A 23,524-nucleotide genomic window follows, 5' to 3' on the forward strand; every position below is an offset into this window, starting at 1 on the left:
ACTTGCCTGGCCGACGATGCGCCTATTGTTCCAAGCTGGGCGGCATGCACGAGTGGCAGGCAGGTTTGTATTTGGCATAGTGGTTACTCCCATCCACCACGCCCACCGCGTCCTCGGCAGCTTGCCGACACCCGATCTACCACACTCGCCGCGCTTGAAGGCGATCAAGTCGAACAAAGCCTACTGCGCCGCCGCATGGCGGCTTTGAGCCCATCTTGCGCCTTGATCTCACCCCTGCCAGTAGGTCAACTGAGGGCATGATCATGCCCGAGAAAGCCTGTCCAATTGTGGTTCGTTTGAATTGCGGTCAGCCAGAGGTGTTGGCTTTTGCTCACCCTTCTGCTGGCAAGCAATTCGTCAAGGGCACCATTGAATCCGACGAGGACCCGGATGAAGCCGCGATCAGAGAAACTTGGGAAGAAAGCGGCATTCGCATTGTTAAACCCTTGTTTTATATTGGAGCCCACCAAATCGGGACAACCCGTCAGTGTTGGCATTTCTTCCAGCATCTCTCGTCTGGACTTCCGGAGACTTGGTATCACCACACGGTCAATGATTTCGGCCATACCTTCGCGTTTTTCTGGCATCCGCTGAGAGAACCACTGGATCAAAGTTGGCATTCGATCTTTCATGAAGCCTTTGCGTTTTTTGCGCCGCGTTGCTCACTCGATTGACCGCTTCGTCCCGCACTGCCGACCTTGGCGTGTCAGACCTTTCTGCACGATGCCACGGATGGCCGGTTTGGGGAAGCTGCGATGCAGCCGAGCCAGCCTAGTGAATGACCGTTAATGGGATGTACCGGCTGCTTCACCCAGCAGGTTAGGCTGAGCCTATGTCTGTAAGTTGGAGAAGTAGCATGGATAAGAAGACGTTCGATCAGCTGATGTCCATCGGAGTCGACATTGGCAAGGACACGTTCCACCTCGTCGGGTTTGACCGAGATGGTCAGTTGGTGTTGCGTAAGCAGATCAAGCGATTGGCACTCGTCACGACATTCGAGAAGCTGCCGCGATGCATCGTCGGCATGGAGGCTTGCCTGAGTGCTCATTTCGTCAGTCGGACCCTACGCCAGCTTGGTTTCGAGCCGCGCATCATCCCCGCGATTTATGTGAAGCCTTTCGTCAAGGGGCAGAAGAACGACTACAATGATGCCGAGGCCATCGCGGAAGCGGCGCTGCGCCCGAACTTACCAATCGTGCCGGAGAAGAGCCAGGACCAGCTCGACCTGCAGGCCCTTCACCGGGTGCGCTCGCGTCTGGTGTCGCGCCGGACCGCGACTATCAACCAGATCCGCGCCTTCCTGATCGAGCAAGGCATCACGGTGCGCAAAGGGCTTCGGGCTTTGAAGAACTCCTTCGAGGCCATCCTCGAGGAACGCAAAGACGAGATATCGCCGCGCATGCGGGCCATCCTGATCGGTCTATACGGCGACTGGCTCTGGCTGGATGACCGGATCGACGCGGTCTCAAAAGAGATCGAGCAGATCAGCCGCACCGAGGAGAACTGCGTCAACGTCATGACCATTCCTGGTATCGGACCGATGATTTCGACGGCGATGGTTGCCGCGATTGGCACGGGAGAGGCATTCGGGCGCGGACGGGATTTTGCGGCATGGGTCGGCTTGGTTCCCAGACAATACAGCACGGGTGGCCGAACGGTGCTCGGCCGCATTTCCAAACGTGGCAGTCGATACCTGAGGATGCTCTTCGTTCAGGCCGCCAAGGTCATTCTGATGCGTGCCAATCGATGGCCTGACTTCAGCTTTGGCGATTGGTTGATCCGCGCATCGGAGAGGATGAACAGAAACAAGCTGGCCGTGGCGCTGGCCAACAAACTGGCGCGCATGGCCTGGAGTATCCTCAGACACAGAACCGCGTTTGACGCACCGAGAGACGAGGTCACTGCCGGTATTTAGCCGGGGCGACCCAAAGGAGTTCGCGACAGATCGAAAGCATGGAACGGAACAATTACGCCCCCAGAATCTGACGGCCCTAACGGTCCTTGAGGACCTTTCCGCTAATTAGATCACGGCGCGTGCGTAACCCCAAAAAGGCCACGACCCGCGTGTCGATCAACAGGCCGGATACATATGAGCGACTTCCGAGATCATGCCAGAAATCATTTGCGAACAGCAGCCGGTACATACAAAAGGGCCGAGAGCTACAAGCCCACGTATTTCGCTATCGCCTAAAGAGTAAAACGACTAATCTTCGCTTCGCGCTCGGCCAACAAACCAGACATGACCAAGTCGGCGCGCCAATAGATGCGGCTTAGATCCGGTAGCATAGGAAGCGTTGCCACACCTGCGTTTCTCAAACGCGTGGATAGCGCCCCTGCAGGGCTCTGTGTGTGATCAGCGAGCTCGCCAAGGGACATGAACCTTTGACGGAAGGCCTCAAGGCTTTTGAGAGATATCTGTTGTGCGCCGCTGCGGGCCTCATTGTTGGAAGAGGCAAGGCTTAGAATGCCAGCATGCACTAGATAGCGGACGGTCTTATCAGTGATCCGCAAATAGCCTGACGCGTCAGCGATCAGATAGGCCACAACGCTCAGCTCATCCGCTTCACTCGGGTCTTCATCTGCCTCGGTCTGCTCCCCTAGTTCCCGCCCGAAGGCAGAAAGCATAGTCTCGGTGACAAAGCTTTTAGCGACGACCGTTCCATCCTCTTGCCTATATGCCAGCGCCCTGCGGACAAGCAGCGCTTGCTCTTTAAGGGAGAAACCCTCAATTGACGGAACAAGTGCCTCATTGCGCGCAGCAATACCCTCAGAGGGCACGCCAAAGACCTGAACGCCTTTGCGGATCGAGAAACGAGCAAAGATTTCTCGCCGCATCAAAGCACGTAGCGGCTCGACTTCATCTCCTAGCCCCCTGCCCTGAAGCCATGTCACCAGCGGCCCGTAAATACGCCCGAAGAAGCGCTTCTCGGCATGTTGCTCGGCCAGCTCCTGCAAGCAGGCCAAGAAGCCCAGTTCGCCCCCTTTGAGCACCTGATAACCTGCTTCTCCATACTGTCCCCAATCGTGCTCATCATGACCGCTGAGCGTGGCCTCTGGCCCCTTCTTTAGCAGCAAACCAAGGACCTCGCAGAGGCGCGCTGCGATATTGAGCTCGAACCGGTCGAGCCACGCATCGCCCCGCCCGTTGAGAATACGTCGCAAAAGATAGCGCTCGAATGAGCCCGTCTCTGCGGGAACAATGCCTTGCGACAACACCCAGCCAAAATGCTTACGAACTTGCGCCGCAAAATCCCGTCCATCCTTCGTGAATTTCTCGGGCAGCAATGTCACCAGCAGACAGCCATGATCGGCACAGCTTCGCACAGAGGTAAACTTCCACGGCAGCCTGCGGGGCATCCGCCATGCCTCCTCTGCAGATGGCACCTCTCGGCGCAGGCATACAGGGCAGATGCGTATGCGCGTGCGCTGCAGGCTATGCGTCATCGCGATCTCGTCGCGCAGGCGGAAGCGGCTATGGCCGAGATGACAGATGGAGACCCGTGCCAGTGTAGAAGCGTCACAGCCTGCAAGCTGCGCAAGCTGAGCGATTGCCAGAGGCTCTCCGCGGAACAGAGGGTCGACAGGAAAGGCCAGATCGGCGCAGAACTGGTAGACAGAGGGTGCACCATTGCGTGCTGCCAACCGCGTTAGCAGAGACGAGGCCGGCTCAAAGCGTTCGTGCTGCACGGTCAGCGGCAGCGGCGCGAAATCCGCTTCAGGATCTACAGATCGACTTTTTGCCACGCATGTCTTTCAGGATTGGGCATTGGATTCGCCCCGATCCTACGCCAGCCCAATCAATCGACCAACATGCCAAGAATGAGCCAAAAACACATTCGCGGACATCTATGTGAAAGAAAAGCCAGTTCCGTCTGACATTCGACAACTTCAGAAATGGCGGACCCGGAGCGATTCGAACGCCCGGCCCCTTGATTCGTAGTCAAGTGCTCTATCCAGCTGAGCTACGGGTCCGCAATATCTGCACCTGAATGATCAGGCTATGTCGTATCTGGCAGAGCCAGAAGTAGTGGCGGACCCGGAGCGATTCGAACGCCCGGCCCCTTGATTCGTAGTCAAGTGCTCTATCCAGCTGAGCTACGGGTCCGTCGTGGGGGGCTATCTATTGGGTAAGTCGGGGGGGCGCAAGAGGGAAAATGAAAGTTTTTCATTCCGCCCGCGATTCCCTACGCGACGAACCCCCCAAATGCCTTACATGGAAAGCTCCTGCGGCAGATGCAGCAGGAATTGTGTTCCGGTTTCATCGCTGCGCATCAGCTCCAGCCGCCCACCATGACCACGAATCAGCTCGGCAGAAATCGCCAGCCCCAGACCGGTGCCGCCTTTTCGCGAGCCGCCCGTAAAGGGCTGGAACAGATGCTCGCGGGTTTTCGCAGGCAGGCCCGGACCGGTATCCTGCACGCGGATCCACCACTCGTCACGGGTCTCCCCGGCCCCCACCTCGATCGTGCCATGTTCGCCCGTGGCCTCCAGCGCCTGCCGCGCATTGCGCACAAGATTGGAGATCACACGGTAGAGCTGTTCGCGGTCGGCGCGGATCGTCAGATTCGGCGCGATATCCACGATAAAATCGACAAGCCCCGCCCCTTCCAGCGACTGCTCGCTTTCCACCACCTCGGCCACCAGCGGCGCCAGCATGAAACGCGACAGCGAAGGCGGCGGCTCTTCGGCCTTCCCGAACGCCAGCGTCGTCTCGCAAAGATTGACCGCCCGCCCGATGGAATTGATCAGCTTCGGCGCGGCGCGCTTTACAACCGGATCCTCGGAAAATTCCATACGGTCGGCAAAGAGCTGCGCCGTCGTCAGGATATTGCGCAAATCATGGCTGATCTTGGCCACGGCCTGCCCAAGCTGGGCCAGCCGCTCTTTCTGGCGCAGGGCGGCGGTCAGCTGGGTCTGCATATCCGCCAAGGCATCCTCGGCCACGCGAAGCTCTTGGATGCGGGCATTGGGGGCAATGATACGGCGATTGTCTTCGGGAGCCTCGGAGTAAGACGCCATATGCGCCACCAGCCGCTTGATCGGGGCGACCATCAAACGCTGCACCAAAGCGAACAGAAGCACCGCCGTGATGCCCGATATCACCGCAGACAACGTCAAAAGACGCAGACCATATTCGATCATTCCGATCCGGATCGGACGCGTGTCGAGCGTGATCTCGATCACCTGCCCCCCCTGCTGCACCGGCTCGCCCACCACGCGGATGATATGGTTCTCGGGGTCGATCAGAATCTTCAGCGCATCCCTGATCCGCGTCCAATGCGACGCATCACGAATGTCGTAGGTGCCCGAGATGGCCTCGGGCAGCGGCGAAGACAGCACCAGCTGCCGCACCGCATCGCGGCGCAAAACGACGTTATAGACGCCCGCATTCGCCAGAAGTTCGTTTTCCAGATCCGGATCGATGGTCGACTGGTCGGTCGCCAGCAGCGACAGGGACGCGATCTGGGCGCGCTCCAGCCGTGTCAAAAGATAGTTTTCCCGATAGGTGGCAATCCCCGGCAAGAGAATCAACAACTCTGCCAGGACAACGAAGATCGTCGTCAGGATAAGAAATCGGCCAGAAAGCGAGTTGATCTTCATACCTGTCTCGGGTGACTCCGCGACGATTACACCAGGAAACGTCTGCAAATATTGTTGCTTTCTTGCGATAAATAGGGCGTGATTGCCAAAGACAAAAGAGACCAAGCCCCGAAATCTCGTGATTTCGTCATCAACTTCGCTGCTATCGGCAAAAAACTGCCCCGGGTGAATTGACTTGTGGTCCTATCCTGACTAAAGACCGAGCCTCGAATATGAGCGGCAGCCGAATCCGTTTGGCGTCGTGTTGCCCTACCGTATCAGAACCCGGAGTTAAGCGATGAAACGCACTTTTCAGCCCTCGAACCTCGTTCGCGCCCGTCGCCACGGGTTCCGTGCCCGCATGGCAACCAAAGGTGGCCGCAAGGTCCTGAATGCACGCCGTGCAAAAGGCCGGAAGTCGCTGTCGGCATAAGCCGCAGCGACTGGTAACAGGCTAATCCTATGACACCGTCGGACGCTTCCGTGACAGACCCCTCAGGTCAGCGCGCGGGCACAGCTCCGGCGGTTTCTTCATGCGTAGCCGATGCGCTTACCCCTGTGGCGATCCTGCGCAAACGGGCGGATTTCCTGCGTGCGGCGTCCGCACGGCGGCAGGGCATGGCCGCAGGCCTGCTTCAGGCGCGCGAGCGTGCGGAGGAGCCCGTCTCCCCCCTGTTGGCGCGCGTCGGATTTACCTGCTCCAAAAAGGTCGGCAATTCGGTTGCACGCAACCGCGCCAAGCGCAGGCTGCGCGAGATTGCCCGACTGGTGCTGCCGGTGCATGGCAAGCCCGGCTGGGATTATGTGCTGATCGGGCGTGCGGAAGCCACGGCAACCCATGATTTCCAAGCGATGCAGGACGACCTGATCCGCGCCCTCGCACGGGTCCATGCCGAAGATTACCGCCCGCCCAAGCCGCGTGGCCCGAAGCCCGATATCCCGCGCGGCCCGCGCCGCGGCAAAGGCAGATCCGCCTCCGGCCCGTCGACGACCGGTTCGGACGGATGAGCCCTCTGGCCCATCTCGTGGCGTTGCCGGTACGGGCCTATCGGCTGGTGGCCAGCCCGTGGGTCGGTAATGGCTGCCGGTATCAGCCGACCTGTTCCGCCTATATGCTGGACGCCCTCGCCCTGCATGGCGCGTTCAAGGGCAGCTATCTGGGCATCAGGCGTATCCTGCGCTGCCATCCGTGGGGCGGCTTCGGCTATGACCCCGTGCCGGGCGCTGACCCCGACCATGACGCAAAATGCCATTGTGCAAAGGAGCATGACCATGCTGGACGATGACGACGCCCCGATCCATCCGCTCTTTGCCGACGCCCCCTCGACGACGGCCTTCAAGAAGCTGCGCAAGCGTATCGTGCGCCAGACCCGCGAGGCGATCGAGCAGTACGGGATGATCGAACGCGGCGCACGCTGGCTGGTCTGCCTGTCGGGCGGCAAGGACAGCTACACCCTGCTGGCCGTGCTGCACGAGCTGCAATGGCGCGGGCTTCTGCCGGTCGAGATCCTTGCCTGCAACCTCGATCAGGGACAGCCGGGCTTTCCTGCGACTGTTCTGCCGGAATTCCTTGAAAAAATGGGGGTTCCGCACCGGATCGAATATCAGGACACCTATTCCGTGGTGATGGACAAGGTGCCGCAAGGCAAGACCTATTGCGCCCTGTGCTCGCGCCTGCGTCGCGGAAACCTGTACCGCATCGCGCGCGAGGAAGGCTGCTCGGCCGTTGTGCTGGGCCACCACCGCGACGATATTCTGGAAACCTTCTTCATGAACCTCTTCCACGGCGGGCGCCTTGCGACCATGCCGCCGAAACTGGTCAATGAGGAAGGCGATCTGTTCGTCTACCGCCCTCTGGCCTTTGTCGCCGAAGAGGATTGCGAGAAATTCGCCCGCGATATGAATTACCCGATCATCCCGTGCGACCTCTGCGGAAGTCAGGACGGGCTGCAACGTCAGCAGGTCAAGCAACTCCTTGATAGCTGGGAGAAAAATAGGCCCGGACGGCGTCAGGTGATGTTCCGGTCGTTGATGAATGCGCGCCCTTCCCACCTGCTGGACACGGGGCTTTTCGACTTTGCCGGATTGGCCCTCAAACCGCAGGATGGTTCAAATTTGAACGATAACATCCCCGATTTACGCCACCACGATTAACCGAACACTGACAAAACCGACCTAAGACTATGGCCATTAATTTATGCGCCGTTTGACGAGGTATGGTGATGTCGAAGGAACAGAATCGCAAGTCCGCCCCCAAAGGTGGCCCGATTCTCATGCGACGGGAAATGATGGCCTTTGCTCCGGCTATCCTTCTCGCAGGCTACTGGATCGGGCTTGAAGCGATGGTCCTGCTTGGCGTCACCGCTCTGGCTGTGGGCTGGATGACCCGCCCCATCACGCCCGGCGAGGAGATCGAGATGAACACGCTCGATCCGGCCACCGGCCTGCCGCTCCGCGAACTGGCCCTGCCGATGATGGACAAGATCATGACCGAAGCGCGGCAGAGCAACCGGCTGTCGACCTGCTTCGTGATCTGCGTGGACGAACCGCAAAATCTGGTTGCCAATACCAGCACCCGTGAATTCGACGATGTGATGCGCCGCTCAGCAGAGCGTTTGCGCTCGGTCTTGCGGGATTCGGATTACATCGCCCGCCTTGGCGGCGCGCGTTTCATGGTGATGCTGAAACCCACACCCAATCCGGATCTGGAAAGCATGATCCAGCTTTCGGTGCGCCTGCAAAGCACGCTCGAAGAACCGCTGTCGATTGCCGGTCGCAGCCTGTCACCGACATTCCATCTGGGCTTTTGCCAGATGAACCGCAGTCCCGGATCCGATGCCGTGTCGATCCTGGAAGCGGCCGAAACCGCTGCAGAGGAAGCCTCGCGCAACGGGCCTTCGGCAATCCGTGCCTATTCGAACGAGATCCGTCGCACGGCAGAAATCCGCACGGCTTTGTCGGCAGAGGTCGGGGATGCGCTCGAGAACGGTGAGATCGTTGCCTATTTCCAGCCACAGATCTGCACGGATACCGGCCTGATCTCCGGCATGCAGGCCATGCCGCGCTGGCTGCACCGCGAACGAGGCGTGCTGGGTGAGACCGATATCATGCCCGCCGTCATCGCCGCCAATCTGCGCACGCGCTTTTACGAAGTGATGATGTTTCAGGTGTTCCATGCCCTGAAAGAATGGAATGCCCGCGAGGAACTGGTGGGCATCATCTCCCTGCCGATCAATGAAGAGCTGCTGACCAATCCGAAAATGCCCGAACGCCTGCAATGGGAATTCGACCGTTTCGAACTGCCCGCCGACCAGATCCGTCTGGTGCTAGAACAGGACATCGTCTCGAAGCTCAATGACGACATGATCTCGCATACGCTCAGCGCCTGTCGCAAAATGGGGTGCAAGATCGAACTGGCCGGATTTGGCAATGGCCCCGCCTCGATCAATTCGGTACGCAATGCCTGCGCGGGCCGGATCCGCATCCATCGCAGCTTCGTCGCCCATGTGGATCACGACGCCGAACAGCAACGCCTTGTCGCCGCCATCATTTCGCTGGCCGAGGGGCTGGGCATCCAGACGATTGCCGAGGGTGTCAGTTCGATCGGCGAACATGCGATGCTCTCGCAACTGGGCTGCAACCATGTGCAGGGCCGCGGCATTGCCACCCCCATGCCGCTGGAAGACACCCATGACTGGATCAGTCGTCACATGGCCAAGCTGGAACAGACGCCGCGCCTGAATACCCGACGCGGCAGCTAAAAACCGGTGTCGTCATCACGAATTCCGTCTGGAAGTCACGGAACGGGGGGAAAGGGCTTGACCTTTTGCCCCCCCTTCTGTTGAACCGGAGCGACTTCCCGAAAGGCAGACGGATCCCATCGCCCATGGAAAACCAGAACAAGAACCTCATCATCGCAGCCGTGCTTTCTGCGCTCGTGCTGATCGGCTGGACAGTCTTCTTCCCACCGGAGCAGACGACAAATCCGGAGGGTGGTGAAACCGTCTCGGATCAGGCCGCCTCGGCCACCGCACCGAGCATCGCCCCCACGCCGGAGGCACTGGCGCAAGCGACGCAGGATGCCAATGCCGTGGCCACCGCCACCAGCGACCAGTTGGCCCAGATCCCGCGGATCGCCATCGAGACCCCCGACCTGAAGGGCTCGATCTCGCTGCTGGGTGGTCGTTTCGACGATCTCTCGCTTGAAAAGTATAAAGAAACACTCGACAAGAATTCGCCCGATGTGCGTCTTCTTGCACCGGTTGGCGGCGACGACACCAATGCTGCCAAACCCTATTACGTGGTCTATGGCTGGCTTCCCGCTGGCGGCTATTCCGCAGATAAGGTGCCCGGCCCGCGCACGGTATGGTCCGCTCCGGACGGAGCCAAGCTGACCCCCGAAACGCCTGTGACCCTGACATGGGATAACGGAGCCGGTCTTGTCTTCCACCGCACGATCTCGGTCGACAAGGATTACCTGTTCACCATCCAGCAATCGGTCGAGAACACCACCGATCAGGAGGTGCGTCTGGCGCCCTATGGCATCATCGCCCGCCACGGTCTGCCGCCGTCGAAATCCACCTATGTGCTGCATGAAGGTGCCGTGCGGATGAGCGATGGCAAGCTGGAAGAGATCAAATACAAGAAGTTCAAGGATCTCGAACAGAGCGCCGGTGAAGGTCAGGCAGAGCTGATCTCGGTCGCCGATAACGGCTGGACCGGCTTTACCGACAAATACTGGATGACGACGCTTGCCCCGAAAACCGGTCCTTTCACCTCGGTCGTGAAATATTCCGGCGAGCAGTCCGACATCTACCAGACCGAAACCCGCTTGCCGGTTATGACGGTTGCCGCCGGGGCCACCCAATCGGCAGATACCTATCTCTTTGCGGGCGCAAAGGAATATGAGGTCATCAAGCATTATCAGGACGATCTGGGGATCGTGAAGTTCATCGACTCCATCGATTGGGGCTGGTTCTACTTCCTGACCAAACCGATCTTCTGGCTGCTGCACTGGCTGCATGCCGCGATCGGCAATATGGGCTGGGCGATCATCGCACTGACCTGTATCATCAAGCTGATCGTCTTCCCGCTGGCGCGCAAATCCTACATCTCGATGGCGAAGATGAAGGAACTGCAACCCGAGATGGAAGCCCTGAAAGAGCGCGCAGGCGATGACCGCCAGAAGCTGCAGCAGGGCATGATGGAGCTTTACAAGAAGAACAAGGTCAATCCGGCAGCGGGCTGTCTGCCCATCCTGCTGCAGATCCCGATCTTCTTCTCGCTCTATAAGGTGATCTATGTCACGATCGAGCTGTATCACGCGCCGTGGATCGGCTGGATCCATGACCTCTCGGCCCCCGATCCGACCTCGATCCTGAACCTCTTCGGCCTTCTGCCGTGGGGCACGCCAGAGCCGGGTAACTTCCTCTTCATCCTCAGCCTCGGCATCCTGCCGATCCTCTTGGGCGTGTCGATGTGGTTCCAGCAAAAGCTGAACCCCGCCCCCGCCGACAAGAGCCAGGCGATGATCTTCGCGTGGATGCCGTGGATCTTCATGTTCATGCTGGGCAGCTTTGCCTCGGGCCTCGTGCTCTACTGGATCGCGAACAACACGATCACCTTCATCCAGCAATACACGATCATGTCGATGCACGGGAAACGCCCCGATATCTTCGGCAATATCAAGTCGAGCTTCGCGAAGAAGTCCGGCGGAAAGGCCAAATGATCGGCACTCTAAGCAACATATTCCGCCATCCGATCAAATCGATCGGGGCGGAAGCCATCAGCAGCGCGTCCCTCACCGAGGGGCGCGCTCTGCCTTTGGACAGGGTCTGGGGCGTGCTGCATGAAGGCTCAAAGATCGAGGCCCATGCGGGCCGGACGGATTGGGCGCGGAAGATGAACTTTCTCGTCGGGGTTTCCGCTCCCGATCTGATGGCCGTCACACATGAGACCCTTGAAAACCAGTTCTGCCTGCGCCATCCGGCAAAGCCAGAGATATGTTTCAATCCGGAAACACCCGAAGGACAGGCCGCGTTTCTGGCGTGGATCTCCGATCTCTGGCCCGAGCACCGTCCCCGCCCGACCGTTCTGGCCAAGGCCAAAGACCAGCCGCTGACCGACCAGAGCACGCCCGTGCTCTCGCTGATCGGGACCGCGTCGCTCAGGGAGGTCTCGGAGGCCTGTGGCTGCGATCTGGATATGCGTCGTTTCCGCGCCAATCTCTGGGTGTCGGACTGGGCCCCGATGTATGAGCAAACCCTGATCGGCCAACGGCTGCGCATGGGCGAAGCAGAGCTGGAAGTGGTCGAGCCTGTGGGCCGCTGCCGTGCCCCCGACGGCAATCCTGCAACCGGAGAACGCGACCAGGATCTTCTCAAACTGCTCAAAGACCAGTATGGGCATACCAATCTAGGGGTTTTCGTGCGTGTCACGAAATCCGGTGAAATCGCGACCGGCAGCACAATCGAGGTGATCTGATGCAAATCCAATTCAAGGAAGCCCCCGCCCCCGAGCAATTCGCGGCCGAGCGTGGCCGGTTGATGTTTGCCGCCCCCGTCGAGTTTCTCAAGGGCGTTGTGGCAATGTCGGGCATGCCACCTGCCGACCGGATCGAGGTCTGTTTTGCAGGGCGTTCCAACGTCGGGAAATCGTCTTTGATCAACGCGCTAACGGGTCGTAAGAACCTTGCGCGCGCCTCGAACACGCCGGGCCGGACGCAAGAAATCAACTTCTTCACCACGCAGGACGGCCCCTATCTGGTCGACCTTCCCGGCTATGGGTTCGCGCAAGCGCCGGTGCCGGTCGTGAAGAAATGGCAAGAGCTGCTGCGCGCCTATCTGGCGGGCCGCCCCACCCTGCGCCGCGTCTTCGTGCTGATCGATTCGCGTCATGGGGTGAAAGCGGTGGATGAAGAGATCCTGACGCTTCTGGATAGATCCGCCGTCACCTTCCAAGTGGTGCTGACCAAGGCCGATAAGATCAACGCCAAAGATCATGAGGCCCTGTTCCAACAGGTGTCGGGCGCTTTGGCCAAACATCCGGCGGCTCACCCCGAGATCATCCTGACATCGTCTGACAAAGGCGTGGGCATCGAGACCCTGCGCGCGATCATCGCAGGTCTAGATTAAAACGCGTCCTGCGCGATCTTGTTCAGCATGACTTCCGCCTGCCCGAGGATCGTTTCACGATCTTCGGGCTTTCGTTTGTCCCATGATCGATAAATGACAGCCATACGGGGGTTATTGGCAAATTTCTCTCGGTTTCTGTCGAGAAAGTGCCAATAGAGCAGATTGAACGGGCAAGCCCCCTCGCCCGTTTTTGCCTTCACCGAATAGGCGCAAGACCCGCAATAATCCGACATCCGGTCGACATAGGCGCCCGAGGATACATAGGGTTTGGAGGCAATCACGCCGCCATCGGCAAACTGGCTCATGCCTGCGGTATTGGGCGCCTCGACCCATTCGAACGCATCGATATAGACCGCCAGATACCATTCCTGCACCTGCGCGGGGTCCACCCCTGCCAGAAGCGCGAAATTTCCGGTGACCATAAGCCGCTGGATATGATGGGCATAGGCCAGATCGCGGGTCTGGGCCACGGCATGGGACAGGCAGTTCATCTTGGTTTCGCCGCCCCAATAGGCCCAAGGCAGCTTGCGGTGCTGGTCCAGATGGTTGCGCGAGGTATAATCGGGCCCCTCATGGAAATAAATGCCCCGCACATATTCGCGCCAGCCGATGATCTGCCGGATGAAGCCTTCCGCCGAATTGAGAGGCACTTTGCCGCCCGCATAGGCGCGCGCCGCTGCCTGACAGACCTCCAGCACCCCCAACAGCCCGAGGTTCATATAGGGCGACAGAAGCGAGTGATACAGCAGCGGGTCATCTTCAAGCATCGCATCCTGATAGGTCCCGAAATCCGCCAGATTATGCGCGATGAAATGATCCAGCGCCTCAAGCGCCCCTGCCCGATCCACCGCCCAGTTGAACCCTTCCAGCCGGCCGAAGTTATCCGCAAACTCCCGCGCCACCAGATCAAGCACCTCCTGCGTGGTCTTATCGGGGGCAAACTGCGGCGCCTTCACCCGGAACAGATCGGCCTGTGCGGGCTTGCGGTTCTCGGCGTCGTAATTCCACTTGCCGCCCTCGGGGGCATCGCCTTCCATCAAGAGGCCCGTCTTGCGGCGCATCTCGCGGTAGAAATACTCCATCCGCAGGGACTTGCGACCCTTGGCCCATTCGGCAAACTCGGCTTCGGAACAGAGGAAGCGGTCATCGGGCAGCTGCACCACAGGGATCGGGCCATCCTCCAGCGCCTGCCGCAAACGCCATTCTCCGGGCGCAATCGTCACCGCCGATTTCGCGCCAAACTCGTCGGCGCGGCGCAGAAGCTCGCCCGTGATCGAGCCGGAATTGCCCGCATCCTCCAGCGCCGTATAGGCGACCTGCCAGCCCTCCGCCCGCAGGGTTTCGGCAAAATGGCGCATGGCAGAAAAGACCAGCGCGATCTTCTGTTTGTGGTGGCCGACATAATCGGTCTCGGCGCGGACCTCGGCCATCACGACAACATCGCGCGCCTTGTCGGCGGCACGCAAGGCCGCGCCCTCAAGCGTCAACTGGTCCCCCAGCACCAGAACCAGACGCGGGTTATTCTTCATAGATCATCCGACGCGTCATACCACCATCGACCGGCAGAACCTGCCCTGTCACAAACCCCGCCCCTGCCAGATAGAGCACCGCCTCGGCGATATCGTCGGGCGTGCCCACACGGCCCGCCGGATGCTGCAGATGATCGCGCGCGGACAGAGGCTCGCCCACCGTATCGATCCAGCCCGGTGCGATGGCATTCACCCGCACATCCGGCCCCATGCCGACCGCCAGCGCATGGGTCAGCGCCACAACGCCCCCTTTGGCGGCAGCATAACCATAGGTCTGCGGCTGCGACTGGATGGCACGGGTGGAGGCCATATTCACCACAGCCCCCCGCGCCGCGCGCAAGGCGGGCGCACATTCGCGCACCATCAGGAAGGTGCCTGTCAGATGCGGTTCGATCCAGTGATCCCAATCGGCCAGCGTCATAGTTTCGATCGGGCCGGAAAACGGATCGGCGGGACCACCATTATTCACCAGCAGATCCAGCCGGTCGAACCCCGCCTGCTCCACCGCCGATTTCACCGACGCCTCATCGGCCAGATCGCAGGCAAAATCCCACAGCGCCATCTCATGTGGCAAGGTCGCAAGCGCGGCCTCGTCGATATCCAGCGCCGCAACCTGCCACCCCTCCTTGACCAGACGCAGCGCAATCGCCCGTCCGATCCCCGAGGCCGCCCCTGTCACGATCGCCGTCTTCATATGTTCACCACTCTACTGATTTGCCGGAATAATCCCAGAAACCACCGCTTTGTTCCGGCGTCAAACCCTGAAGCACCGAAAGCAGCCGTTCTGCCGCCTCATCCGGCGAAACCTTATCCATCGTGTAATTGCTGGTGAAGGCCGTGGCGACCGTACCGGGATGCAGCGCCGCCACCACGAGTTCGGGAAATTTGCGCCGCAATTCGATAGAGGCCGTGCGCACAAGCTGGTTAAGCGCCGCTTTGGAGGCACGATAGGAATACCACCCGCCCAGATAGTTATCGCCAATCGAGCCGACCCGCGCCGACAGGACTGCCAGATGGGCGCGACTGTCTTTCGGCAAGAGGCGGGTGACATGTTTCATCACCAAGGCAGGCCCCATCGCATTCACCGCGAAAAGGCGCATCATCTCGTCGGCTTTCAGCGTCGCAAGCGACTTTTCCGGTGTGCCCAGAATGCCCGACGCGATGACCACCATATCGAACGTGCCATCCAGCCCCGATATGACCGCCTCGATCTTGGCCTCTTCCGAGATGTCGAAACCGTCACGGGCGCGCGAAAGGCCCAAGACCTCGTGCCCGCCCCGCTCCAGACGGTCCCGCAGGGCCTCGCCTATCCCGCCCGTATCGCCGATGATCAATGCGCGCATCGCTGCCCCCTACTGCTCCCTACCTGAAATTGCCGCAGTGCAGCATGAATTCAACCCTAAAAAAAGGACCGATACGGCCATTTTTCGCTTTTCAATACGGATCTGATGCCTATAGTCCAGCCCATGATGACATGCAGCGCAAATACTCTCACCTCGCAGGTCGCCCAAGGGCGTGGCCCGACGGTTGGTGCCGGCGCGCTGCGCGGCCTTCTCCTTCTTCTTACGCGCCTCTGAGCGTGCCCTTGGGCGCGACCGCTCGGAGGTAGCCAGCGCCCAAGCCACCCGATGCCCAAGCGGATTGCTGGCCATCGGGGTCCAATCGCGTTAAGAGCCGTTTACGAGGAGACAACCATGGCTGCGAACATGACCGATAATTCCCAAGTTCTGATCTTTGACACCACCCTGCGCGACGGCGAGCAATCGCCGGGTGCGACGATGAGCCATAACGAAAAGCTCGAAATCGCCGGTTTGCTCGATGAAATGGGCGTGGATATTATCGAGGCAGGCTTCCCGATCGCGTCCGAAGGCGATTTCGCCGCTGTCAGCGACATTGCGAAAAACGCCAAGAATTCGGTGATCTGTGGCCTCAGCCGCGCCAATTACAAGGATATCGACCGCTGCTGGGAGGCCGTGAAACACGCCGCCCGCCCCCGTATCCATACCTTCATCGGCACCTCGCCCAGCCACCGCGAGATCACCAAGCTGAACCAGGACGAGATGGTCGAGCGCATCTTCGAGACCGTCACCCATGCCCGCAACCTCTGCGAGGACGTGCAATGGTCGGCGATGGATGCGATCCGCACCGAGCGGGACTATCTCTGCCGCGTGGTCGAAACCGCGATCAAGGCGGGCGCCACCACGATCAACATCCCCGATACCGTGGGCTACACCCTGCCCGACGAATCGGCAGAGATCATCCGCATGCTCTTGGAAAAGGTTCCGGGCGCGTCGGATGTGATCTTTGCGACCCATTGCCACAATGACCTCGGCATGGCGACGGCGAACAGCTTGGCCGCTGTCTCGGCAGGGGCCCGCCAGATCGAATGTACGATCAACGGCTTGGGCGAACGTGCGGGCAATACCGCGCTGGAAGAGGTCGTCATGGCGCTGCGCGTCCGCCGCGACCTGATGCCCTATCAGACCAAGATCGACACCACCAAGATCATGAACCTCTCGCGTCGTGTGAGTCAGGTTTCGGGCTTTGCGGTGCAGTTCAACAAGGCGATCGTCGGCAAGAACGCCTTCTTGCATGAATCGGGCATCCACCAGGATGGCGTGCTGAAAAACGTCGAGACCTTCGAGATCATGAAGCCCGCCGATATCGGCATCACCGAAACCAATATCGCGATGGGCAAGCATTCGGGCCGTGCCGCGCTGCGCTCGAAGCTGAAGGAACTGGGTTACGATCTGGCCGATAACCAGTTGCAGGACGTTTTCGTGCGCTTCAAGGCTTTGGCCGACCGCAAGAAAGAGGTCTATGACGAGGATCTGATCGCGCTGATGACCGATAGCGCCGCCAATACCGGCGAAGACCATCTGCAAGTGAAGAAACTGCGCGTGATCTGCGGGTCGGACGGCCAAGAGGCCGATCTGGTGATGACCGTGAATGGCGTTGAGAAAACCGCGCATTGCCAAGGCGACGGCCCCGTAGATGCCTGCTTCAACGCGGTCAAGCAGATCTTCCCGCATGGCGCGCGCCTGAAGCTCTATCAGGTGCAGGCCGTAACCGATGGCACCGATGCACAGGCCACCGTTTCGGTGCGTCTCGAAGAGGATGGCCGCATCGTGACCGGCTCGGCCGCCGATACCGACACCATTCTGGCCTCGGTCAAAGCCTATGTCGGCGCGCTCAACCGTCTGATCGTGCGCCGCACCAAGACAGCACCGGATGCCGATATGAAAACAGTGTCGTTCAAAGAGTGACCTGACCGATTACAACAACGGATGACGGCGCGGAGCTTTCCGCGCCGTTTGTCTTGCGCCCTAGCCCTCTAAAGCACGGGCACCGCCCGATTGATCCGGCGCAACAGCGGCACAGAGGCCAGAGATAGCGCGATCACCGCCACCCCCTTCGCCAGATAGGGCAGATCCGGCACGATCAGCGCCAGAATATCGATCCACAGCACATGCACCAGATAGATCCCCGTGGACCACGCGGAGGATACCTGCCCCCTTCCGCCCCAATTCCGGCTTTGCAGCGTCAGGAACAGGAACGGGATGAAGGCCGCGCTGGACAGGAAGATATCGAACGGACCAACGGCATTGAACAAAAAGTCGTTTACCCCGACTTCCAGCACGAACAAGCCCGCGGCAGCCCAGAAAATCACGCGTTTTCTTGTCTTTCCCAATCGGGCCCAAGCGCCCGAAAAACGCGCTGTCACATCTCCCAATGCCATGAACGGAAACGCGAAAAACAGGAAGTTACGCGCCAGCGCCCCGTCTGCCGAAATGGGCAAGCTGCCAAAGGCGGGGCTTTGGTCCACCCGCTGCCCATATTGCAGCACCGCCCCCAGCGCCAAAATCGCCAAGGCCAGCGCCAGCAGCATACGGGCGGAAAGCCCCCGCACAAGAGACAGCATGACCGCGCTGATCAGGGCGGCCAACAGATACCAGAGCTGCCAGTAGCCCACCACAAGATTGGTGACGAAAAGCTGCATATTGGCCTGCGGCAACCAGAACGGCATATAGACCAGCGTCCAGATCACATAAAGCCCCGCCATCCGGCGCAGCAATCCCGTGATCCCGCGTGCAACCTGCGTCTGGAAATAGAACCCCGTTACGAAGAAGAAAAAGGGCACACCCAGCCGTGCGAAATTATTCCCGATCAGGATATTCAGCGGGCGGGACAGGTCGGCAAATATCCCCGTATGCAGGCAGACAATCGACAGTGCGAAAGCGATTTTCGCCCATTCAATCGCAGCGATACGTCCGGTGGTGGCGGTGGCGGGCCGGATCTGCGCGGTCCCTGTCCAGATCATGCTATTGGTCATGTCCCCTCCTGCCCGACCCCAACCCGCAGCAAAAGCCCGAGGTCCGACACCATCGCGTGATTTTCAGGCATGTTCGGAAAGTGACAGTTTTCGCGCGGAATCCCGCCCTTTTACCGGCTGAATATCGCGTATAGGCCACTCGCAACCATGTGATGGGCGGATAGGTGCATCATTGCAATGTCGTGAGGGCAATTAGACTTTCCGCCCTCGTCATCCTTGACTATACGGGCTTGGGGGCGACCACCTGAGTCGCCAAGGCATTTACAGGGCAGTGCAGGACGAAACATGGTTAGCTTGGGCGGAATCTTTTCATCGGACATGGCGATCGACCTCGGGACGGCGAATACGCTTGTCTACGTGAAAGGGCGTGGCATCGTACTGAACGAGCCCTCCGTTGTAGCCTATCACGTCAAGGACGGCAAAAAGCAGGTTCTGGCCGTGGGCGAGGATGCCAAGCTGATGCTGGGCCGGACGCCGGGGTCCATTGAAGCCATCCGGCCGATGCGCGAAGGCGTCATTGCCGATTTCGACAGCGCCGAAGAGATGATCAAGTATTTCATCCGCAAGGTGCACCGCCGCTCGACCCTATCCAAACCGAAAATCATCTGCTGTGTGCCCCAAGGTGCAACCCCCGTTGAAAAACGCGCCATCCGTCAGTCGCTGATCTCCGCCGGTGCCCGCCGCGCCGGTCTGATTGCCGAACCGATTGCGGCGGCCATCGGCGCGGGCATGCCGATCACCGATCCCACCGGCTCGATGGTGGTCGATATCGGCGGTGGCACGACCGAAGTCGCAGTGCTCTCGCTGGGCGATATCGTCTATGCCCGCTCGGTGCGTGTGGGCGGCGACCGGATGGATGAGGCGGTCATCGCCTATCTGCGTCGCAATATGAACCTGCTTGTCGGGGAAGCCACCGCAGAGCGGATCAAGACCACCATCGGGTCGGCCCGCATGCCCGATGACGGGCGTGGCGCATCGCTTTCGGTGCGCGGGCGCGACATCCTGAACGGCGTGCCGAAAGAGGTAGAGATCACCCAGGCCCAGATCGCCGAAGCACTGGCCGAGCCGGTGCAGCAGATCTGTGATGCCGTGATGCAGGCGCTGGAGACCACCCCGCCGGATCTGGCAGCCGATATCGTGGACCGTGGCGTCATGCTCACGGGGGGCGGCGCGCTGCTGGGCGAACTGGATCTGGCGCTGCGGGAACAGACCGGCCTGTCGATCTCGATTGCCGACCAGTCGCTGAACTGTGTGGCCCTGGGCACCGGCAAGGCGCTGGAATATGAAAAACAACTGCGTCACGTGATCGACTTCGACAGCTAAGGCTGCCTCGCGTGCGAATGTGATCATGGGCGGGCGTCTGCTGCGTTGAGCGGGGCGCCCGTTTTCGTTATATACCTCGCCTGATCGGCATGAGATACGGCCAAGGCTCACCCAGCTTCCGGAGAAGGACGTGGCAAGACACCGCGACGAAGAGGACTATCTCGGCCCGCTGCGCCGGATTGTCATTGCCATTCTCGCACTCGCCCTTGTGGCGACGGTCATTCTGTGGCGCGTGGATAACCCGCGTGTCGAGCGGCTGCGTTCGGCCTTCATCGACAGATACGTTCCGACCTTTGACTGGGCGATGGTGCCGGTGACCAAGTTTCTGGATATGGTCGAGGGCTTCCAGTCCTACGCACGGCTTTACGACCAGAATCAGGAACTGCGCCGCGAGTTGCAGCAGATGAAGGCGTGGAAAGAGGCCGCCGTCCAGCTCCGGCAGGAAAACGACAAGCTTCTGGCACAGAACAATGTCCGGCTTGATCCAAAGCTGACCTCGGTGTCGGGCGTGGTGCTGGCCGATAGCGGCTCGCCCTTCCGGCAGTCGGTGCTGCTGAATATCGGCTCGCGCGACGGGATCGTGGATGGCTGGGCGACGATGGATGGTCTGGGGCTTGTGGGGCGTATCTCGGGCGTCGGCAAGACCACCTCGCGGGTGGTGCTGCTGACCGATTCCTCCTCGCGCATTCCGGTGACCTTGCAGCCTTCGGGCCAGAGAGCGATCATGTCGGGCGACAACTCGCCTTTCCCGCCGCTTGATTTCCTTGAACATCCCGACCGTATTCAGGCCGGTGACCGCGTGGTCAGCTCGGGCGATGGCGGTGTGTTCCCTGCCGGTCTGCTGGTCGGACAGGTTGTCGAGCGCAACGGTCGGCTGCGCGTCCGGCTGTCTGCCGATTACGAGCGCCTCGAATATCTCAAGGTGCTGCGGTCGCATCCGGCAGAGCAGCTGAAAGGCGTCGGGGCGCTGATCCCGCCCCCGATCGGCAAGATCGACAGCGAACAGCAGGCGCTGCCACCGGCCCCGCAGGCACAGAACGGGCAAAGCAATGGTTGACCCGCTGACCTCGCGGATATGGATGCACCGATGCCTGTTTCTGGTGATCGCCTCGGCCATCATCTTCATCCGGCTGCTGCCCGTTTCGCCCACCTATCACGGCATTCCCGGCCCCGACCTGACCCTTGCCTTCGCTCTGGCATGGGTTCAGCGCCGCCCCGATTATGTGCCCGCCCTGCTGATCATCGCGGTGTTTTTCGTGCAGGATCTGGTGTTCTGGCGGGTGCCGGGGCTGTGGACCCTGATCGTGCTTCTGGCCACCGAATGGCTGCGCAAGCGCGAATTGCGCCTGCGCGAGATGCCCTTTGCCGTCGAAATCGCGATGACTGCGGTTATTCTTGTGGCGATGGTCTTGCTGGAACGTCTGGTCATGACCGTGTTGATGCTTGACCAACCGCCGCTCGGGCGTGTCCTGCTGCAGGCCCTGACCACGCTGATCGCCTATCCGGTCGTGATCGGACTGTCGCGGCTGGCCTTCGGGCTCAAGCGGGCGGTTCCGGGCGAGGTTGATGATCTGGGCCATAGTGTCTAGCCCGCAAGGCCGCCTTCCCCCGGGCACGCGCCCCGTGCCCGCACCGATATTCCTGTCAGGATTTTCTGAAAAGGACAGCGCATGAAACAGACCGAAAAGACGATCCGGGAAAGTCAGGGCCGCATCACACGGCGCGGTCTCATGCTGGGCGGCATCCAGCTTGGTGTGATGGGCATTCTCACCATGCGGATGCGCAAGATGCAGCTGGAGGATTCCGAGAATTACCGGATGCTGGCCGAGGGCAACTCGGTCAAGTTCCGGCTGATCCCCCCCACGCGCGGTCTGATCTACGAACGGAATGGCCTGCTGATTGCCGGAAATGAACAGCTTTACCGGATCTCGATCACGCGCGAGGATGTCGATGACCTTGATCGGGTAATGGCAGATCTGCGCGAGCTGATCCCGATGACCGATGAACAGGTCACGGATATGCTGGCCGAATTGCGCAAACGTCCGCGCACCGTGCCGGTGACCGTGGCCGACCGTGTCAGCTGGCAGGAGTTTTCGCGCGTGGCGGTAAATGCGCCGGCCCTGTCGGGTGTCACCCCCGAGGTGGGGCTGTCGCGCATTTACCCCCGCCACGAGGATTTCGCACATATTCTGGGCTATGTCGGGCCGGTTTCCGACTATGACCTGTCCAAGATCGAGAACCCCGACCCCGTTCTGATGCTGCCGGGCTTCCAGCTTGGCAAACTGGGCGTTGAAGCCAAACTGGAAGACGAATTGCGCGGCAAAGCCGGTCAGCGTCAGGTCGAGGTCAATAGCGCGGGCCGCGAAATGCGCGAGCTTGGCCGCCGCGAGGGCACGCCGGGCGAGAATGTGCAACTGACGCTGGATTACAAATTGCAGAATTTCGCCCTGCAACGGATGGGCGATGAATCCGCCGCCTGCGTGGTGATCGACGTAACCAATGGCGATGTGCTGGCCTGCGCCTCGGCCCCGTCTTTCGATGCCAACCTCTTTGTGCGTGGCATCTCTGTCAATGATTACAAGACCCTGACCCAAGATGACCACCGCCCTCTGGCCGACAAGACCGTGCAGGGCCTCTACCCGCCGGGCTCCACCTACAAGATGGTCACGGCGCTGGCCGCGCTGGAGGCCGGTCTGGTGACGCCGGACGAGAAAATCTATTGCCGCGGCTTTACCGAAATTTCCGGTCGCCGTTTCCACTGCTGGAAACATGCGGGCCACGGCTATCTGAACATGATGCAGAGCCTCGAACAGTCCTGCGACTGCTATTATTACGAACTGGCCCAGCGGGTCGGGATCGACCGGATGTCGGCCATGGCCGAACGGCTTGGCTTCGGGCAGAAACCGGACCTGCCGATGTCGGCCGTCAAAGACGGTATCGCCCCGACGCGCGCCTGGAAACGCGACCGTTTCGGCAAGGACTGGCAGGTGGGCGATTCTGTCAACGCCTCGATCGGTCAGGGCTATGTGCTTGTCTCGCCGATGCAACTGGCCATCATGGCGGCGCGGATCGCCTCGGGCAAGGAAATCACGCCCCATATCATCAAGTCCAAGAACGGCATCGAAGTGCCCCGCCCCGAGCCCGCACATCTGAGCATGCCGGACGCCATGCTCAATAATGTCCGGCGCGGGATGGACGCGGTGGTCAATGGTGTCCATGCCACGGCGGCCAAATCCAAAGTGGTCAAGGCCGAATGGCGTATGGCGGGCAAAACCGGCACCAGTCAGGTGCGGAACATCACCGCCGCCGAACGGGCGCGCGGGGTGATCCGCAATGACCAGCTGCCGTGGAAGCGCCGCGATCACGGGCTGTTCGTATGCTACGCACCGGTCGATAATCCGCGCTATGCGGTCTCGGTGGTGGTCGAACACGGGATGGGCGGCTCGACCGCGGCAGCCCCGATTGCACGCGATGTCATGCTGTTTGCACTGGCAGGTGGCCTGCCGCCGCTGGATGCCTACCCCAAAAGCCAGCGCGCCCAGATCGAAGAGCGGTTCTCGAAGCTGAATCTGGTTGATCCCGATCTGGCCAAACCCTCCGGCACCAGCCGCGCCTGAGATGCGAGG

Annotated in this window: 21 protein-coding genes and 2 tRNA genes; 15 read left to right on the forward strand and 8 right to left on the reverse strand. The window is 60.3% G+C overall.

What is annotated here, in order from left to right; all coding sequences use genetic code 11:
* Positions 1 to 263: 263 nt before the first annotated feature.
* Together WDB88_RS12620 and WDB88_RS12625 are read left to right on the forward strand one after the other, a co-directional pair.
* A complete protein-coding gene (locus tag WDB88_RS12620) occupies positions 264 to 674 on the forward strand; it encodes an NUDIX domain-containing protein (protein ID WP_339108025.1) in 411 nt (136 codons plus the stop codon).
* A gap of 182 nt (positions 675 to 856) precedes the next feature.
* On the forward strand, positions 857 to 1,915 hold the full coding sequence (locus tag WDB88_RS12625; RefSeq protein WP_339106982.1) for an IS110 family transposase: 1,059 nt from the start codon (positions 857 to 859) through the stop codon (positions 1,913 to 1,915).
* A 272-nt stretch (positions 1,916 to 2,187) separates the two neighbouring features.
* Here the strand turns inward: WDB88_RS12625 and WDB88_RS12630 are convergent, their stop codons facing one another.
* The 4 genes from WDB88_RS12630 to WDB88_RS12645 all read right to left on the reverse strand — a co-directional run bounded on the left by WDB88_RS12630 (position 2,188) and on the right by WDB88_RS12645 (position 5,601).
* Positions 2,188 to 3,744: a TniQ family protein gene (locus tag WDB88_RS12630; RefSeq protein ID WP_339108026.1), complete on the reverse strand. Its 1,557-nt coding sequence runs from the start codon at positions 3,742 to 3,744 to the stop codon at positions 2,188 to 2,190.
* 151 nt (positions 3,745 to 3,895) lie between these two features.
* A tRNA-Arg gene (locus WDB88_RS12635) sits at positions 3,896 to 3,972 on the reverse strand.
* A 56-nt stretch (positions 3,973 to 4,028) separates the two neighbouring features.
* Positions 4,029 to 4,105 (reverse strand) — tRNA-Arg (locus WDB88_RS12640).
* Between the two features lie 104 nt (positions 4,106 to 4,209).
* Positions 4,210 to 5,601, reverse strand: a complete 1,392-nt coding sequence (locus WDB88_RS12645; RefSeq protein WP_339108027.1) for a HAMP domain-containing sensor histidine kinase — start codon at positions 5,599 to 5,601, stop codon at positions 4,210 to 4,212.
* Between the two features lie 277 nt (positions 5,602 to 5,878).
* Here WDB88_RS12645 and rpmH point away from each other — a divergent pair, with 277 nt between their 5' ends.
* The 8 genes from rpmH to yihA all read left to right on the forward strand — a co-directional run bounded on the left by rpmH (position 5,879) and on the right by yihA (position 12,713).
* Positions 5,879 to 6,013, forward strand: coding sequence for a 50S ribosomal protein L34 (rpmH, locus tag WDB88_RS12650; RefSeq protein WP_339108028.1), 135 nt, complete (start codon positions 5,879 to 5,881; stop codon positions 6,011 to 6,013).
* Between the two features lie 50 nt (positions 6,014 to 6,063).
* Positions 6,064 to 6,588, forward strand: coding sequence for a ribonuclease P protein component (rnpA, locus tag WDB88_RS12655; RefSeq protein WP_339108029.1), 525 nt, complete (start codon positions 6,064 to 6,066; stop codon positions 6,586 to 6,588).
* The gene (gene yidD, locus WDB88_RS12660) at positions 6,585 to 6,866 is read left to right on the forward strand and encodes a membrane protein insertion efficiency factor YidD (protein ID WP_339108030.1); all 282 of its coding nucleotides are present in this window, start codon (positions 6,585 to 6,587) and stop codon (positions 6,864 to 6,866) included. Before rnpA ends, yidD begins: the two co-directional genes overlap by 4 nt.
* Positions 6,853 to 7,734 carry a tRNA 2-thiocytidine(32) synthetase TtcA gene (ttcA, locus tag WDB88_RS12665; RefSeq protein ID WP_339108031.1) on the forward strand — a complete coding sequence of 294 codons (882 nt, stop codon included), beginning with the start codon at positions 6,853 to 6,855 and terminating at the stop codon, positions 7,732 to 7,734. Before yidD ends, ttcA begins: the two co-directional genes overlap by 14 nt.
* Before the next feature lie 119 nt (positions 7,735 to 7,853).
* A complete protein-coding gene (locus tag WDB88_RS12670) occupies positions 7,854 to 9,341 on the forward strand; it encodes a GGDEF domain-containing phosphodiesterase (protein ID WP_339108032.1) in 1,488 nt (495 codons plus the stop codon).
* 125 nt (positions 9,342 to 9,466) lie between these two features.
* Complete coding sequence (gene yidC, locus WDB88_RS12675; RefSeq protein WP_339108033.1) at positions 9,467 to 11,308, forward strand: membrane protein insertase YidC; 1,842 nt, start codon at positions 9,467 to 9,469, stop codon at positions 11,306 to 11,308.
* Positions 11,305 to 12,063, forward strand: a complete 759-nt coding sequence (locus WDB88_RS12680; protein WP_339108034.1) for an MOSC domain-containing protein — start codon at positions 11,305 to 11,307, stop codon at positions 12,061 to 12,063. The genes yidC and WDB88_RS12680 overlap by 4 nt, the downstream gene beginning before the upstream one ends.
* Positions 12,063 to 12,713 carry a ribosome biogenesis GTP-binding protein YihA/YsxC gene (yihA, locus tag WDB88_RS12685; protein ID WP_339108035.1) on the forward strand — a complete coding sequence of 217 codons (651 nt, stop codon included), beginning with the start codon at positions 12,063 to 12,065 and terminating at the stop codon, positions 12,711 to 12,713. Before WDB88_RS12680 ends, yihA begins: the two co-directional genes overlap by 1 nt.
* Here the strand turns inward: yihA and WDB88_RS12690 are convergent.
* Genes WDB88_RS12690 through WDB88_RS12700 form a run of 3 tightly spaced genes read right to left on the reverse strand, consistent with a single transcriptional unit; the run spans position 12,710 to position 15,585 of the window.
* Positions 12,710 to 14,242 (reverse strand): cryptochrome/photolyase family protein, encoded by a 1,533-nt coding sequence (locus WDB88_RS12690; RefSeq protein WP_339108036.1) that lies wholly within the window; start codon positions 14,240 to 14,242, stop codon positions 12,710 to 12,712. The genes yihA and WDB88_RS12690 overlap by 4 nt on opposite strands.
* Positions 14,232 to 14,936: an SDR family oxidoreductase gene (locus WDB88_RS12695; protein WP_339108037.1), complete on the reverse strand. Its 705-nt coding sequence runs from the start codon at positions 14,934 to 14,936 to the stop codon at positions 14,232 to 14,234. Before WDB88_RS12695 ends, WDB88_RS12690 begins: the two co-directional genes overlap by 11 nt.
* Positions 14,937 to 14,940: 4 nt before the next feature.
* Entirely contained in the window at positions 14,941 to 15,585 is a 645-nt protein-coding gene (locus WDB88_RS12700; RefSeq protein WP_339108038.1) for an SDR family NAD(P)-dependent oxidoreductase, read from the reverse strand.
* A gap of 363 nt (positions 15,586 to 15,948) precedes the next feature.
* On the opposite strand from WDB88_RS12700, the gene WDB88_RS12705 reads away from it, so the two are divergent.
* Positions 15,949 to 17,508 (forward strand): 2-isopropylmalate synthase, encoded by a 1,560-nt coding sequence (locus tag WDB88_RS12705; RefSeq protein WP_339109537.1) that lies wholly within the window; start codon positions 15,949 to 15,951, stop codon positions 17,506 to 17,508.
* A 68-nt stretch (positions 17,509 to 17,576) separates the two neighbouring features.
* Here WDB88_RS12705 and WDB88_RS12710 read toward each other — a convergent pair whose 3' ends face one another.
* Positions 17,577 to 18,575 carry an acyltransferase family protein gene (locus WDB88_RS12710; RefSeq protein ID WP_339108039.1) on the reverse strand — a complete coding sequence of 333 codons (999 nt, stop codon included), beginning with the start codon at positions 18,573 to 18,575 and terminating at the stop codon, positions 17,577 to 17,579.
* Between the two features lie 285 nt (positions 18,576 to 18,860).
* On the opposite strand from WDB88_RS12710, the gene WDB88_RS12715 reads away from it, so the two are divergent.
* From WDB88_RS12715 to mrdA, 4 genes are all read left to right on the forward strand, one after another.
* Complete coding sequence (locus WDB88_RS12715) at positions 18,861 to 19,898, forward strand: rod shape-determining protein (protein ID WP_339108040.1); 1,038 nt, start codon at positions 18,861 to 18,863, stop codon at positions 19,896 to 19,898.
* A 130-nt stretch (positions 19,899 to 20,028) separates the two neighbouring features.
* Positions 20,029 to 20,955 carry a rod shape-determining protein MreC gene (gene mreC / locus WDB88_RS12720; RefSeq protein WP_339108041.1) on the forward strand — a complete coding sequence of 309 codons (927 nt, stop codon included), beginning with the start codon at positions 20,029 to 20,031 and terminating at the stop codon, positions 20,953 to 20,955.
* Positions 20,948 to 21,487, forward strand: a complete 540-nt coding sequence (locus WDB88_RS12725; protein WP_339108042.1) for a rod shape-determining protein MreD — start codon at positions 20,948 to 20,950, stop codon at positions 21,485 to 21,487. Before mreC ends, WDB88_RS12725 begins: the two co-directional genes overlap by 8 nt.
* Positions 21,488 to 21,568: 81 nt before the next feature.
* Positions 21,569 to 23,515 (forward strand): penicillin-binding protein 2, encoded by a 1,947-nt coding sequence (gene mrdA / locus WDB88_RS12730; RefSeq protein WP_339108043.1) that lies wholly within the window; start codon positions 21,569 to 21,571, stop codon positions 23,513 to 23,515.
* Positions 23,516 to 23,524 lie beyond the last annotated feature (9 nt).

This window comes from Thioclava sp. GXIMD4216 (assembly GCF_037949285.1).
GTDB lineage: Bacteria > Pseudomonadota > Alphaproteobacteria > Rhodobacterales > Rhodobacteraceae > Thioclava > Thioclava litoralis.